The organism is Halobacillus dabanensis (genome assembly GCF_900114165.1).
GTDB lineage: Bacteria > Bacillota > Bacilli > Bacillales > Halobacillaceae > Halobacillus > Halobacillus dabanensis.
The window spans coordinates 116,285-131,420 of the sequence record NZ_FOSB01000007.1 but is presented as its reverse complement, the minus strand read 5'-3'; the positions used below and the strand labels follow the sequence as shown (position 1 = coordinate 131,420).

The 15,136-nt window shown below is 44.1% G+C and carries 14 protein-coding genes; 12 read left to right on the top strand and 2 right to left on the bottom strand.

What is annotated here, in order from left to right:
• Window positions 1-5: 5 nt before the first annotated feature.
• From yycI to BMZ58_RS13245, 3 genes are all read left to right on the top strand, one after another.
• The gene (gene yycI / locus BMZ58_RS13255; protein ID WP_075037041.1) at window positions 6-911 is read left to right on the top strand and encodes a two-component system regulatory protein YycI; all 906 of its coding nucleotides are present in this window, start codon (window positions 6-8) and stop codon (window positions 909-911) included.
• A 31-nt stretch (window positions 912-942) separates the two neighbouring features.
• Window positions 943-1,737, top strand: a complete 795-nt coding sequence (locus tag BMZ58_RS13250) for an MBL fold metallo-hydrolase (protein ID WP_075037040.1) — start codon at window positions 943-945, stop codon at window positions 1,735-1,737.
• A gap of 75 nt (window positions 1,738-1,812) precedes the next feature.
• Window positions 1,813-3,039 (top strand): S1C family serine protease, encoded by a 1,227-nt coding sequence (locus tag BMZ58_RS13245; RefSeq protein WP_075037039.1) that lies wholly within the window; start codon window positions 1,813-1,815, stop codon window positions 3,037-3,039.
• A 596-nt stretch (window positions 3,040-3,635) separates the two neighbouring features.
• On the opposite strand, the gene BMZ58_RS13240 is transcribed toward BMZ58_RS13245, so the two are convergent.
• Window positions 3,636-5,003, bottom strand: a complete 1,368-nt coding sequence (locus BMZ58_RS13240; RefSeq protein ID WP_075037155.1) for an alanine/glycine:cation symporter family protein — start codon at window positions 5,001-5,003, stop codon at window positions 3,636-3,638.
• A gap of 246 nt (window positions 5,004-5,249) precedes the next feature.
• Between BMZ58_RS13240 and ltaE the strand changes: the two genes are divergently transcribed.
• Both ltaE and BMZ58_RS21175 read left to right on the top strand, forming a co-directional pair.
• Window positions 5,250-6,272, top strand: coding sequence for a low-specificity L-threonine aldolase (gene ltaE, locus BMZ58_RS13235; RefSeq protein WP_075037038.1), 1,023 nt, complete (start codon window positions 5,250-5,252; stop codon window positions 6,270-6,272).
• A gap of 93 nt (window positions 6,273-6,365) precedes the next feature.
• Complete coding sequence (locus BMZ58_RS21175; protein ID WP_167360082.1) at window positions 6,366-6,536, top strand: hypothetical protein; 171 nt, start codon at window positions 6,366-6,368, stop codon at window positions 6,534-6,536.
• A 47-nt stretch (window positions 6,537-6,583) separates the two neighbouring features.
• On the opposite strand, the gene BMZ58_RS13230 is transcribed toward BMZ58_RS21175, so the two are convergent.
• Window positions 6,584-7,945 carry an FAD-dependent oxidoreductase gene (locus tag BMZ58_RS13230; protein ID WP_075037037.1) on the bottom strand — a complete coding sequence of 454 codons (1,362 nt, stop codon included), beginning with the start codon at window positions 7,943-7,945 and terminating at the stop codon, window positions 6,584-6,586.
• Window positions 7,946-8,191: 246 nt separating this feature from the next.
• Between BMZ58_RS13230 and BMZ58_RS13225 the strand changes: the two genes are divergently transcribed.
• From BMZ58_RS13225 to BMZ58_RS13195, 7 genes are all read left to right on the top strand, one after another.
• Entirely contained in the window at window positions 8,192-8,659 is a 468-nt protein-coding gene (locus tag BMZ58_RS13225; protein WP_075037036.1) for an NUDIX hydrolase, read from the top strand.
• Window positions 8,660-8,732: 73 nt separating this feature from the next.
• Window positions 8,733-10,007 (top strand): M48 family metallopeptidase, encoded by a 1,275-nt coding sequence (locus BMZ58_RS13220; protein WP_075037035.1) that lies wholly within the window; start codon window positions 8,733-8,735, stop codon window positions 10,005-10,007.
• A 184-nt stretch (window positions 10,008-10,191) separates the two neighbouring features.
• Window positions 10,192-11,556 carry a sigma-54 interaction domain-containing protein gene (locus BMZ58_RS13215; RefSeq protein WP_075037034.1) on the top strand — a complete coding sequence of 455 codons (1,365 nt, stop codon included), beginning with the start codon at window positions 10,192-10,194 and terminating at the stop codon, window positions 11,554-11,556.
• 204 nt (window positions 11,557-11,760) lie between these two features.
• Window positions 11,761-12,456 (top strand): CoA transferase subunit A, encoded by a 696-nt coding sequence (locus BMZ58_RS13210; RefSeq protein WP_075037033.1) that lies wholly within the window; start codon window positions 11,761-11,763, stop codon window positions 12,454-12,456.
• A gap of 17 nt (window positions 12,457-12,473) precedes the next feature.
• The gene (locus tag BMZ58_RS13205; RefSeq protein ID WP_075037032.1) at window positions 12,474-13,148 is read left to right on the top strand and encodes a 3-oxoacid CoA-transferase subunit B; all 675 of its coding nucleotides are present in this window, start codon (window positions 12,474-12,476) and stop codon (window positions 13,146-13,148) included.
• A 12-nt stretch (window positions 13,149-13,160) separates the two neighbouring features.
• Window positions 13,161-13,937: a 3-hydroxybutyrate dehydrogenase gene (locus BMZ58_RS13200; protein ID WP_075037031.1), complete on the top strand. Its 777-nt coding sequence runs from the start codon at window positions 13,161-13,163 to the stop codon at window positions 13,935-13,937.
• Between the two features lie 18 nt (window positions 13,938-13,955).
• On the top strand, window positions 13,956-15,134 hold the full coding sequence (locus tag BMZ58_RS13195) for a thiolase family protein (RefSeq protein WP_075037030.1): 1,179 nt from the start codon (window positions 13,956-13,958) through the stop codon (window positions 15,132-15,134).
• The last annotated feature ends 2 nt before the right edge of the window (window positions 15,135-15,136 follow it).

Sequence of the window (15,136 nt, the reverse complement as noted above, 5' to 3'; positions counted from 1 at the left end):
AGAAGATGCAGTGGGGTCAAATTAAATTATTGTTTATTCTCAGCTTCCTGATTCTCGACCTATTCCTCTTGCAACAATTTCTGTCCAAACAGGCAGAGGATGAGTTAGGGCAAATATCAACTGTTGCTGAAAGTGTGGAAACAGATCTTCAGGAAAATGATATTACGGTGGCAGAGGATGCTATCCCTGATAACCTTCCTGAAGCTTCAGAAATCGTTTCTAAAAGTAATAGTGCGTTTTCAGAAGAAATTATGAGTCAAATTGAAGAAATAGATGATAGTAACCAGCAAATTGAATTGGATGAGGATCGTCAGGTAGTGAAAGTTACTCTCGAGGAACCTATAGAAGTGACTGAGGACACGCTGCAGGATGAAGTGGATTCTCTCATCCCATTCTCCTCTCAATACTCCTATTGGGGTTGGAATGAAGACGAGGGGGCAGCCATGTTCTTTCAAGCGGTTGACAACCAAACGGTTTACTTCAATAAAGGTGGATTGTTGCTTGTTAATATAGAAGATAGTGAAATTACAGGCTATGTAGCGTCTCTATTGTCTTTTTCTGATGAAGAGTCTTCCATGAATGAATTTAATCAGTCGGATGTCAATCTTGAACCATTGAATGCGATCCGGACGCTACTGGAAAATGGGTATATTCAGCCGGGAGACGAAGTGACATCCATGGATATCGGCTATCACACCAGTTTCGATCTGGCCCCAGGAGAAGAAAATGGATCTCAAGTGTTCACATCGACCTGGAAAGTAACCGTGAACGGCGAACGGAATCATTTCGTATATGCCCTGTACGGAACAGTCATCGAAAATATAGACGAAGCTTCGTTCATTTCAGACATTAAGCGGACGTATGATTTCGAAAACCCTATGCCCGAGCAAACATCTTTTAAGAAGAAGTGAAATATGAAACAAATTAATTGGAGTGTATGGAATGACCTTACGATTTAGTGTACTTGCTTCAGGAAGTACAGGAAACGCATTCTATATTGAATCTGGGGAAGAGAGAATATTGGTGGATGCGGGCTTAAGTGGCAAAAAGATGGAGGGCCTCCTCGATCAAGTAGGAATTGACCCTCAGACATTGTCACGTATTTTAGTTACACATGAACACAGCGACCATATTAAGGGACTTGGAATCATGGCACGTCGATACCAATTACCGATTTATGCGAATGAAAAAACATGGAATGCGATGGAAGATAAAATAGGGAAGATATCCCTTGATCAAAAATTTCACTTTTCCATGGAAGAAACAATGACGTTTGGTGGGTTGGATGTGGAATCCTTCGCTGTCTCCCATGATGCGGCAGATCCGATGTTTTATACATTTCATCAAGATGGCAGGAAAGTGGCCCTCGTTACAGACCTAGGTTATGTTTCCGAGCGGATAAAGAAGACCGTTGAAGGGGCGGATGCTTATATTTTTGAATCGAATCATGATGTGAGTATGCTGCGGATGGGGCGTTATCCTTGGAACGTAAAGCGGAGAATTCTTGGTGATTCTGGACACGTGTCTAATGAAGATTGTGCTCTTGCGCTTACCGATTTGATTACAGATCAGACAAAACGGGTTTATCTTGCTCACTTGAGTCTTGATAACAATATGAAAGATCTTGCTCATATGTCAGTTAAAAATGTCTTGCAAGAGCGTGGTTTTGAGATAGGCACACGGGTCGAATTACATGATACCGACCCTCAAGAAGCTACACCGATCTTTGAGGTTTAAAAGGTTTTAATTAGTAAAGAATAAGGAACAATACCTTAGAAATATAGGAACGAAAGAAAGGTAAGGTGAAGAGGCTTGGGCTATTATGATGATCATTCACCGACTCGCCAACAAAGCCATCAACGGAAGCGATGGGTCATGCCGACCATTGTCGGGGTTGTGTTGGGAGCCGTCCTGGTGTTGTTGGCTTTACCCGCATTAGTCCAAACGGAATTGCTACCTTATGATATGACCATTCCGGAGGACGAGAGCGGACTCGTTCAAGATGATCAAAGTCTGACAGGAAATACAACGAAGAATGTAGAGCTTGATGTAAAAACACAAATTACAGATGTCGTTGACAAAGTGACACCTTCTGTCGTTGGAGTTGTCAACCTTCAGACACAAGAGAACTTTTGGCAAGATAATAACGATTCTGCACAACAAAGCGGCGTCGGATCTGGAGTTATTTATAAGAAAGAAGACGGAACAGCTTTTGTTGTTACGAACCATCACGTCATCGAAGGGGCAAATGAAATTGAAGTTGTTCTATCAGATGATACGAGGGTAAAAGCTAAATTAGTCGGCAGTGATTTATTTACAGATTTGGCTGTACTGAAAATGCCGGCAGACCAAGTTGAGCATGTGATCGAGCTTGGTACTTCTGAAAACTTGAAAGTAGGCGAACCAGCTATTGCCATTGGGAACCCATTAGGATTGAGTTTTGCAGGATCGGTCACCCAAGGGATCATCAGTGGTAAAGAACGAGCGATTCCGCAGGATTTTAATGGGGATGGATTAGAGGATTGGCAAGCAGAGGTGATTCAAACGGACGCAGCTATCAACCCTGGAAATAGTGGCGGAGCTCTCATCAACATTGACGGACAATTGATTGGTATCAACTCTATGAAGATTGCCCAATCAGCAGTTGAAGGCATTGGTTTTGCTATTCCGATTGATTCAGCGAAGCCGATCATTGAGGAACTCGAACAGTTTGGGCAAGTGAATCGTCCATACATCGGAATTGAAGCTTATGGTTTAAATGAAGTCCCAACATCGGAATGGAGCAACACATTGAATCTCCCTCAAGATGTAGAAGGCGGATTGTATATCCGAAGTATTCGCCAAATGTCTCCAGCAGCAAAAGCAGGTTTAGAGCCGTTGGATGTCATTACAGCATTGGATGGGGAATCTGTCAGTAATATCATTGAATTACGCAAATATCTTTATAATGAAAAAGATGCAGGAGAAGATATGGAAATCACTTATTACCGTGATGGAGAGAAGAATAGTACGACAGTGACGCTTGGTTCACAAGAATAGCCGATGGAAAAAGGAGTATCCTAAGTGGATACTCCTTTTATATGTCAAAATTCGATATAATCCCTCATTATTCTTCCCTTTGTTATCCACAGGGTGTGAATACTTTTCTGGATAAGTGTCATATATGGTAGCAGAAAATATGTTCGCCACCATATAGAATTATGAGTTGTGAATATGTGGATAATTTCTGTTGATAACCTGTTTATATTTCGGGGACAGCTGTGAATATCAGAAAATTAACAAGTTTTGTGCATAAGTCTGTGGACAAATGTGGGTAACTAATATCGTTAGTGGTCTTTTTCCACATGTGCATAAATATAAACATCTTTTTTGTGGGTATTGTTATAGATTATCGATCAAATTTTGTCTAATTCTAACGTCTTTCGAGAGTTCCATTCTTTCGAAATATTGTTAGTAACAAAGTTCACTCTCTGATTGCGAATATGCTAGTTGAACAGTCATGCCCTATTTTTTAATGGATTTAAAGTTTTATATGAACAAAACACTTTATAGATGAAAAAACGCATGAAATCAGATTGGATAATCTTGATTTCATGCGTTTGAATAGTGACAAAAAGATAGGTTCAAAACTCTTATTAAAGAAGTTCATCCTGCCTCCAGGTCGATTTTATCATTTTTGTTAAAGCAAGAATGGCGACCAAGTTAGGAACGACCATCAATGCATTGAATGTGTCCGCCATTTCCCAGACGAAATCCACCTGGACAAGGGAGCCCAAAACGATAAATAATAATACGATACCGCGGTAGAAGGGAACACCTTTTTCCCCGAACAAGAACTTCACATTCACTTCCCCGAAGTATGCCCAGCCGAGGATGGTGGTGAAAGCAAAAAATAGCAGGCATATCGCGATGAATGGAATGCCGAAATCCCCTAAACCACGCGCAAATCCTTCCTGGGTGATGGCACTTCCCTGAAGACCGGCTTGGTGTGCATCTGTAAGGAGAATGACCATCGCAGTCAACGTGCAGATGACAACCGTATCAATGAAAACACCCACCATTGCGACAAGCCCCTGGTGAGAAGGCCGTTTGACATTGGCAATGGCGTGGGCATGAGGGGTCGACCCCATACCAGCTTCGTTGGAAAATAGTCCACGCGCAATTCCATAACGGATCGCTTCTTTAATCGTAGCACCGAGCACACCTCCTCCCGCTGCTTCTGGACTAATGGCAGCTTGTATAATCAATTGGAAGGTAGGCAATACTTGTTCCCAGTAGTTGAACATGATGATGAGACTCCCGATGATATAAAGAAGCGCCATAATTGGGACAACATTACCGGCAAAAGTGGAAATACGGCCTATACCGCCGAAAAGAATGAGTCCGATAAAGAACGCAATTACCCCGCCTATTCCTAAGTTCAGTGCCATCGACGATGAGCCTATGGTTTCGTTCATTGCAGTTGTGATCGCGTTTGATTGCACCATATTCCCGACAAAGCCAAGCGCCAAAATAATAGCGATGGAGAAGAAACCGGCTAACCACTTGCTGCCAAGTCCGTCACGGATATAATAAGCGGGACCTCCGTGTACTTCATCACCTTTTTTCACTTTATAAAGTTGTGCGAGGACGGCTTCTGCAAATATGGTTGCCATTCCAAAGAAGGAACTGATCCACATCCAGAAAATCGCCCCTGGACCACCGGCGGCAATAGCTGTAGCGACACCGGCAAGGTTACCAGTACCAACTTGAGCAGAAATGGAAGTGGCCAGAGCTTTGAAGGAGTGGATGCCTTCTGTTTTCTCTTTTTTGAATAAGGGGGCAAATGTCAGCTTGAATCCTCTTCCTAAAGAGCGTACTTGAATGAAGCGAAGCTGGAAGGTAAGCCAGACTCCTGTCCCCAGTAAAAAGATCAGCATGACAGGTCCCCATAAAAAGCTGTTTATTTCTATGAAAACATTTGTTAATTGTTCCAATGGTAAGATCCTTTCTTTCTTTATCATTTGACCATAAAAAAGAGTATCGCATGTGCAAGCGTTTTTAGACAAGAAGTTTTGCATTAGTTAGGAATTCGACATTGTTGTTTTAGTATTCGACAGGTGTAATCAGGAATTCCACAACAATATTTACATTTTCGACCTCATTATTTTAGAAACCGGCATGATTATTTAGAATCTCGGCAAATGGTGCAAATGCTTTCCAAGTCTATCGCCGTTTCCGTACAATAGAATAAAAGAGGAGGCATACATATGATTGATTTACGAAGTGATACGGTGACAAAACCGACGATGGCCATGCGGCAGGCAGCATTGGAAGCAGAGGTCGGAGATGATGTATATGAAGAGGATCCAACCGTTAAGAAGCTTGAAGATAAAGCGGCTGAAATGCTCGGGAAAGAAGCGGCCTTGTTTGTGACGAGTGGTACCCAGGGAAACCAAATTGCGGTATTGACTCACTGCAACCCTGGGGATGAAGTTTTGCTTGACGCAAACGCCCACCTTTTTCTCTACGAGGGAGCGTCGATGTCTGCTCTTGCTGGTGTGCAACCACGGACTATCCAGGGCGAGCGGGGTGTGATGAATCCGGAAGAGGTAAAAGCAGCAATCCGCCCGGACGACATTCATTTTCCCGAAACAAGCTTGATTTGTCTTGAGAACACCCATAATAAAGCTGGTGGTGTCGTAGTTCCGCTTGAAAATATGCAAGAGATTTACGGGATAGCAAGAGAAGCTGGGGTTCCGGTTCATTTGGATGGGGCTCGTCTGTTTAATGCTTCTGTAGCTTCCGGCATTTCTTTGCAGCGCTATGCAGATCAGACGGATACGGTGCAAGTATGTTTGTCTAAAGGGCTCGGAGCACCAATTGGTTCCATCATTGCAGGATCCTATGAATTTATTCAAAAGGCGCGTAAATGGAGGAAACGGCTGGGCGGTGGTATGAGACAGGTCGGCATGGTTGCTGCTCCAGCTTACGTGGCACTCACGACAATGGTTGACCGGTTGAAAGTCGATCATGATCACGCACGTAAACTTGCCAATGGCCTTCAGGTGGTCCAGGGATTAACGATTGAAAAAGTAGAAACGAACATCGTTCTTGTCCATGTAGACGGTATTGACGAAACAGCGGAAACTTTTTTAGAAGAAATAAAGCGGGATGGTATTCTAGCAGTACCGTTCGGGCCGACGACGGTGCGTTTTGTAACGAATTATGATGTGAGTGAAAAAGACATCGATACCGTCATCGACCGAGTCCTAGCAAGGTTCGCGTTCTAAAACGGATGTATATAGAATAAACTTTTTCAACAAGGGCTTTCATTCAGTGGAAAGGGGTAAGGAAAGGACAATAAACCTCTGGAGGTGGCTTTCATGGCGGAGATTAGAGCGAACCAAAAGATCAGGAGACATCTGTTCGTCGATGAGGAGAGCTTCGCTGACTTGTTCCATAAGGACCGTTTTGTTGATGGAATACCGCTGGATGAACTAAGCCGACATTTGAGAAAAACGAAAAAGTACGGAAAAAGAAAAACAAAAACGTAAAGATTAAAAACCCCCAAAGCTATTAAATGCTTTGGGGGTCCCTTTAATTATACTAGTTGGGGCATTGGTTTTGGGTCATTGGATTGTGCTTCTAACCCTGCTTTATTCAAGAAGTTCCAAGGCTGGTTGAAGTGCGGCTGGAAGAAGAAATCTGTGAATGCTAATTCATCAATCGTCATTCCAGTCTGGATGCAGACACTCATCGTGTTGATCGATTGCGTAACATCTGCTTTTGAAATAACCTGTGCACCTAGAATCCGGCGACTATAAGGATTAATGGTCACTTTCAGTTTTACATTTTCTGCTGTTGGCATGAACGCAGGACGATGTGTATCCTCTATTGTGAAATTTTTCACATTTATATTTAAAAGTTGAGCAGATGTTTCTGTCAGTCCGGTAGAAGCCATGTTCCAATCATACATGTGTAACCCGGATGTCCCTTGAGTTCCTACATGTTTTATTGTTGGTTCAATCAAGTTGCGGGCTGCAAGTGTTCCCATGCGGACGGCGTTTGTCGCAAGTGGAATGTACATATGTCCACCTGTAGGATTGTACGGAACCGCACAGCAGTCACCGGCAGCAAAGATGTCCAGATTGCTTGTTTGCATATAGGCATCGACTTTGATGGCCCCATTATCAAGCATATCCACTTTTCCTTTGAGTAGACCAGTATTCGGTCGGAAACCGACACAGAGAATGACAAGATCCGTTTCGTACGTTCCATTGTTCGTTGAGACGGTTTGAACGGTTCCGTTGTGTCCTTCAAAACGTTGGACAGTCTCATTCATCGCAAGCTTGATGCCACGAGACTCAAAGTCTTGTTCTACAATTGTCGTAAACTCTTCGTCCAAGTATTTGTTCAAAATACGATCCGCTCCGTCGATGAGGGTCACTTCTTTGCCTGCTTTTTCAAAAGCTTCGACGAGTTCGACCCCAATATATCCAGCACCAACAACGGTTACTTTTTGAGCATTTTTAGATCGTTCGATAATCGTATTCGCCTGGTGATAGTTTTTTGCAAGCAGAATGTTATCGAGTTCAATACCCTCAATTGGTGGTGTGACCGGCCACGAACCTGTGGTCATGACTAATTTATCATAAGTGTCTTTAACTTTTTCACCAGTAACTAGATTAGTAGCCTGAATGCTTTTTCTTACGGTATCGATCTCTTCCACGTCATGCTGCATCTTCATTTTCACACCAAGTTTTTGCAATTCTTCCGGAGAAGAATAGAAAAGTCCTTCAGGGTCATTCACGACACCTCCGACATACAACGCAAGGCCACAAGAAAGGAAAGAGATATTGTCATTTCGTTCATAAACCGTAATTTCTGCTTCTGGATAAAGTTTCGTCATGTTAATAACCGCAGCAGTACCTGCGTGTGTACTTCCGATTACAGCAATTTTCATGGTTAATCCCCCTTGAGAGTTTATGTGAAATACTTCACATATTGAATATATCTTTATTATAAAACGGTAAGTACGGAAAAGCAATCCTTTTGTTCAATATTTCACAAATTAAGTCATTTCCATTTTCTGTTGTACCAGGTCATCCAATATTTGGATGACCTGGTACAACAATATTTGGTAGATGCAGGAGTTTGGTTTTATGCTGTAGTAATTTATATGGTATGAGGTTTTTAGGGAGGGGATGGAATGGCGAGAGACGTAAGGTTTAAGGTCGGTGGTCAGCGGTTCAATTACCGGGCGGCCGCAATCATGATAGAGAAAGGACATGTATTACTACATAGACAAGTAGATGACTCCTTTTGGGCACTCCCGGGTGGTGGGATTGAACTGGGAGAGGCCTCTGAAGAAACGGTAGTGAGAGAGATGAAAGAGGAGCTTGGCTATGACGTCGAAGTGGTGCGTACTGTGTGGATTGCGGAAACTTTTTTTAAACATCGTGGAGATGCCATGCATGAGGTGGCTTTCTACTATTTATTAAATACAAGGGATTCACTTTTCAAAGATGGATCTTTTGAAGGTCTGGAAGGAGAGCGCCTAATCTATCAGTGGATTCCTATCGACGTACTTGAGGATATCGAATTAAAACCGGCATTTTTGGGCAAAGGATTAAAGAATGTTCCATGTGAAACAATGCATCTTGTAAGGAAAGATTAAAAGAGGCAGAAGTTCTAGGTCCTGATGAATGCTCGTACAATGGTACGAGTCCTATTAATTCGGAGGTGGAGAAGTGAAGAGACGGTTCATCACCTGGACGCTTGGTTTGTATGTGATTTATGGTCTGTTGTTAGGCCTTTATTTTTTTCAATGGACGGATATAGGTGTACCTCCGGCTTATGAAGGTACGGCTGCTGATCCTACGACTTTTATGACTGAACGAGAGTTACAGCTGAGCCAGGAATATTCGAGGTACCAGAACTTCCTATCATTTCTTGGAGAACCGCTGGAATGGATCATCTATTTAGGGGTGATGATCTTTGGAGCGTCTGTCATCTTCAAAAACTTTGGTAAGCAAATCTCACGCTTTAGGATCATTCAGATTCCTTTGTTCGTTTTGCTGCTTCAAACATTGACAACCATCCTTTTATTCCCTCTCGATTATGCTAGACGGTGGTTATCGGTAGAATATGGTATTACAACGCAAAGCTTTTCCAGTTGGATGAGGGATGAACTGATCGGGTTTTGGATCGGCTATATCATAATGGCTGTTCTCATCACAGTCTTGTATTTTCTTATGAAAAAGTTCGAAAAACGATGGTGGTTGATTGCATGGATGCTCATGATTCCATTCCTGTTTTTCATGATGTATTTACAACCGGTTGTTATTGACCCACTATATAATGACTTCAGCGAACTGCAGAATAAACAGCTGGAAGAAAAGATCCTCTCCATGGCTGATGAAGCGGAAGTGCCGGCAGATCGCGTATATGAAGTGAACATGTCGGAAAAGACAAACAGCATGAATGCGTACGTCAACGGGATCGGTTCGAACTTACGGATTGTTCTATGGGACACGACATTGAACCGGCTAGGAGAGAATGAAGTATTGTTCATCATGGCTCATGAAATCGGTCATTATGTGATGAACCATCTGTACTGGAACCTGGCAGGTGCCATTTTTGCAACATTCTTTGGTTTATACTTCACCTCCCACCTCTTACGTTATGCCACACGACGATGGGGAGAGAGACTCGGATTCACGAAGGTTTCGGATATTGCTAGTTTGCCGATGTTTTTTTTGATTTTGACCATGCTTTCTTTCTTATCTAGTCCGATAGAATTAGCGGTTTCCAGGAATGCAGAAAAAGATGCTGATCAATACGCAATTGAAATGACCCAGGACCCAGAAGCAGCAATCGGGTCTTTTCAGGAGCTGACAGTGAACGGCTTAAGTGACGTCCATCCACCGGCACTCGTAAAGTTCCTGCGTTATGGTCACCCGACCATGATGGAACGGATTCACATGCTCGAAAACTACGAAGGCGTAGAAGTTAAAGAAGAATGAATGAAATTCACTTACATTATTTACCGTACCAGGTCATCCATATTTTGGATGACCTGGTACGGTATTTTTTGGGTGTTGAAGTCGAATTCTGTCTAGTATGTGGCGGCAGTATCTGATAGACTTTTAGTAACCGGTTATGAAAACGCTGCCATATTAAACAGGAAGAGAATAGGAGTGTGGGTCAATGCTTTCGATGCTAGAAGGATATCGGAATAATGTGTTAGAGACATTATTCGGAAATGTGGAGCATTGTATTGTGGTCGTGGATTGTGATGGGAATATCTCCTATATGAATGAAAGTTATTGCCATTTTCTTGAGGTGGATCTCGAGCTGGTTACAGGTTTGCATGTGACAGAGGTGATTGAGAATACGCGTATGCACCATGTTGTCGATTCTGGAAAAGAAGAGATGGCTGATCTTCAACAAATCCGCGGTGACTATATGGTCGCCCATCGCATCCCGTTATGGGAAAATGGCGAGCTGATCGGTGCTCTTGGTATGGTCCTGTTCAGAGATACAGATGAATGGAAAATCATGAATTCTCATATTAAAGACCTTCTACTTGAGCTTGAAACATACCGAAATCAAATGCAACAACAGAACGGTGCGAAATATTCCTTGCATGATATTATTACGAGTTCCCCCGATGTTTTACAGCTGAAAGAAAAAATCCGTAAAACTGCTCATAGTAATGTGTCCGTACTATTACGCGGGGAGAGTGGTACGGGAAAAGAACTATTTGCACACAGTATTCATCATTTGAGTGAGCGCAGCACCAAACCATTCGTCAAGGTGAACTGTGCGGCTATTCCTGAACATCTCATTGAAGCAGAGTTATTCGGCTATCAAGAAGGGGCATTTACCGGTGCAAAAAAAGGCGGCAAGCCAGGAAAGTTCCAGCTCGCTCATGGTGGGACACTTTTCCTCGATGAAATCGGAGATATGCCGCTTCAGGCCCAAGTGAAAATACTGCGTGCACTTCAGGAAGGGGAGGTAGAAGCGGTTGGCGCAAATCATCCGCAAGAAGTAGATGTCCGAATCGTCGCTGCAACCAACCAGTCCCTCGAAGCGATGATTCAAGAACAGCGATTTCGTGAGGATTTATTTTACCGCATCAATGTGGTTCAAATGGACATTCCCCCTCTCCGGGATCGAAAGGATGATATTAAGATTCTTTCCAAGTACCTTTTGGAAAAAGTGAATGAGTGTACAGGCAAGCGAGTGAGTGAATTGTCCCCCACAGTGAAAGCCCTCTTTCAAAAGTATCATTGGCTGGGGAATGTGAGGGAACTCGAGAATGTTATCGAATCCGCTGTGCACATGACGGATAGTGAGACGATTGTAGTAGAAGACCTTCCTCCCCACCTCTCCCCAGAAAAAAAGGTGGTGGAAGAAGGCTCATCTTTGAAAAGAATCGTAGAGCAAACGGAAAAACATGCGATTGAAAAGGCATTAAAAGAAACAGATGGCGATAAAAGTGCTGCTGCCACACAATTAGGTATCGGCAAATCGAGTCTTTATGAAAAAGTGAAAAAATATAGCCTTTGACCATTCCAATTTTCAAGAAACCATTCCGAATTTTTGGAATGGTTCTTTTTTTGCCTATATGTAAGGGTTTTCATTAGGTGCAATATACTCATTCCGGAATTCCGTAAAAACATTTTTGAAAATTGTTCACAAACCTTATTCCATCAACACCGTCGAATTGGCATGAAACTTGCTTTTATATTGGTGAAGGGAGCGTGAAGACTCATGAAACAAATTTATTCATCATTTCATGAAGCTGTGAAAGATATAAAAGATCATTCCACAATAATGGTAGGAGGGTTTGGGCTCGTTGGGATTCCGGAGAACTTGATTCTTGCCCTCGTCGAATCGAAAGTGAAAAATTTAACGATCATCTCTAATAATTGCGGTGTCGACGATTGGGGCCTGGGGCTGCTTTTGAAAAATAAACAGATTGATAAAATGGTTGGTTCGTATGTGGGAGAAAATAAAGAATTTGAACGACAGGTGCTTGCAGGAGAACTTGAGGTTGAGCTGACCCCTCAAGGAACGCTTGCGGAGAAAATCCGTGCAGGGGGAGCAGGAATTCCCGCTTTTTACACACCAGCAGGCGTCGGAACTCCGATCGCAGAAGGCAAAGAAGTGCGCACCCTTAATGGAAAAGAATACCTTTTACAAGAGGGGTTAGCGGCAGATTTCAGTCTCGTTCGTGCCAGAAAAGGTGACCATCACGGCAATCTCGTGTACAACAAAACGGCCCGTAACTTTAACCCGATGATGGCGGCTGCTGGAACTATGACGATTGCGGAAGTCGAAGAACTTGTGGAACCAGGGGAATTGGAAGCAGATGCGATTCATACACCGGGCATTTACGTGCAAGGATTAATCGAAGGCAAGCAGGAGAAGCGCATTGAACGATATACGGTAAAAGCAGAAGCTTAAATAGGAGGTAGATGAAAATGGCGGTACAAAAGGACAAAGTGGTAATCCGCGAAATGATTGCCAAACGAGCAGAACAAGAAATTGAAAACGGTTACTACGTCAACCTTGGAATCGGGATGCCGACAATGGTCGCAAACTACATTCAGCCAGAAAAAGAAGTGGTACTTCAATCAGAAAATGGACTCTTAGGCATCGGGCGTTCTCCGTACGAAGGTGAAGTCGACCCGGATTTGATCAATGCAGGGAAAGAAACAGTGACGGCATCAGTCGGAGCTGCTTACTGTGACAGTGCCGAGTCATTTGCAATGATTCGCGGGGAACATCTCGACCTTGCGATATTAGGCGGCATGGAAGTAGCGGAAAATGGTGATCTTGCCAACTGGATGATCCCAGGGAAAATGATTAAAGGCATGGGCGGGGCGATGGATATCGTCCACGGCTCGAAAAAAGTGGTTATCATTATGGATCACGTTAATAAGCATGGGGACGCAAAGATTTTAAAAGCATGCAAATTGCCACTGACAGGGAAAGGCGTCGTCGATCGTATCATCACAGATCGGGCGGTCCTGGACGTAACGGAAGAGGGACTGAAGCTAATAGAAATCGTAGAAGGCTGGACGGTAGACGAAATAAAAGCATCAACAGAAGCAGAACTGATCGTAAGTGAAGAACTTTTACAAATGAGCGAATAAGGAGGAAGAGTAATGGTAGAAAACAAGGTGGTTTTCATTACAGGGGCGGCAAGTGGGATCGGCTATGAGATTGGTACAGAGTTTGCCCGTAACGGAGCAAAGGTGGCCCTCAGTGACATTAATGCAGCAAAAGTGAAAGAAGCAGCTGATCGTCTGAGCGAAGAAGGGATGCAGACGATCGGACTTGTTTGTGACGTTACGAAAGAAGAGCAGATCCAGCGTGCGATTGACGAAACGGTGGAGAAATTCGGTCGTTTGGACGTCCTCGTCAATAATGCCGGTCTGCAGCACGTCGCGTCTATTGAAGATTTTCCTACAGAAAAGTTCGAACTGATTACGAAAGTTATGCTCGTCGCGCCGTTCATGGCGACAAAGCATGCGTTTCCGATTATGAAAAAACAGGGGTTCGGACGCATCATCAATATGGCCTCTATCAATGGATTGATCGGTTTTGCCGGAAAGTCTGCCTACAACAGTGCGAAACACGGTGTGATCGGTCTTACGAAAGTGACCGCGTTAGAAGGCGCGGAAGATGGAATTACGGTGAACGCCGTGTGTCCAGGGTACGTTGATACGCCGCTCGTCCGCAACCAGCTGGAGGATTTGGCAAAAAACCGTGGAGTGTCTCTGGAGAAAGCGTTGGAAGAAGTCATCTATCCACTCGTTCCACAAAAACGTTTGCTGTCTGTCCAGGAAATTGCGGACTACACTTTATTCCTCGCTAGTTTCCAGGCAAGAGGGGTCACAGGCCAGTCGGTCGTCATTGATGGTGGTTACACGACTCAATAAATAAAAGGAGATGTTCCTATGAAACCAGTTTATATTATAGAAGGTGCCCGCACACCGTTCGGTACATTCGGAGGTGTTTTGAAAGATGTGAACCCGACTGATTTAGGTGTGACAGCAAGCGAAGAAGCATTGAAAAGAAGTGGCATTTCCGCAGATCATATTGACCTGACAGTAATGGGGAATGTCATTCATGCTTCTCAAAACGCGCCATATTTAGCACGGCACATTTCATTAGAATCAGGCATTCCAATGTCGAGCCCGGCTCTTGCGGTCAACCGCCTGTGTGGATCTGGGATGCAGTCGGTCGTTTCTGCCGCTCAATCAATTCAGCTTGGCGAAGGAGAAACTGCCCTCGCTGGGGGTGTCGACAGTATGAGCCTCGCACCCTATGCATTACGCGGCAGCCGTTTTGGTACGAAGCTTGGGGCTCCAAAAGTCGACGACATGCTCTGGGCTGCTTTGACGGATGAGTACATCGGTGCTGGTATGGGTGTGACAGGAGAAAACCTTGCAGAAAAATACGAAATTACAAGAGAACACCAGGATGAATATGCCACCCGCAGTCATCATTTGGCTGCAGAAGCTCGCCGCACCGGAAAGCTTGAAGAGGAAATCGCGCCCGTGGAAATACAGACGAGAAAAGGAACAAAAGTCATCGCTCAAGATGAGCATATTCGGGAAGAGACCAGTCCAGAGACACTCGCTAAACTGAAGCCGGCTTTTAAAAAAGGCGGAACGGTGACAGGGGGGAATGCGAGTGGCATCAATGATGGCGCAGGTGCGGTTATTTTAGCCAGTGAAAATTTTGTAAGCGGTAACAAGACAAAGCCACTGGCAAAAATACTGTCCTGGTCTGTAGCAGGCGTCGAGCCAAAGTTTATGGGCATCGGACCAGCTCCGGCGATTCGTCAGGCATTGGAAAAGGCTGAATTGACGCTTGAGGACATCGATCTCATCGAAGTGAATGAAGCGTTTGCCTCGCAATATTTGGCGGTCGAACAAGAGCTTGGTCTCGACCGTGGCAAAGTGAATGTCAACGGCGGAGCCATCGCGCTCGGTCATCCGGTCGGAGCTAGTGGGACGCGTGTACTATACACGATGATAAAAGAGTTGATACGTCGGGGGGACCGCTACGGTGTTGCCTCGCTTTGCATTGGCGGCGGTCAAGGAATCGCTATGGTCGTTGAAGCTCAATAAAA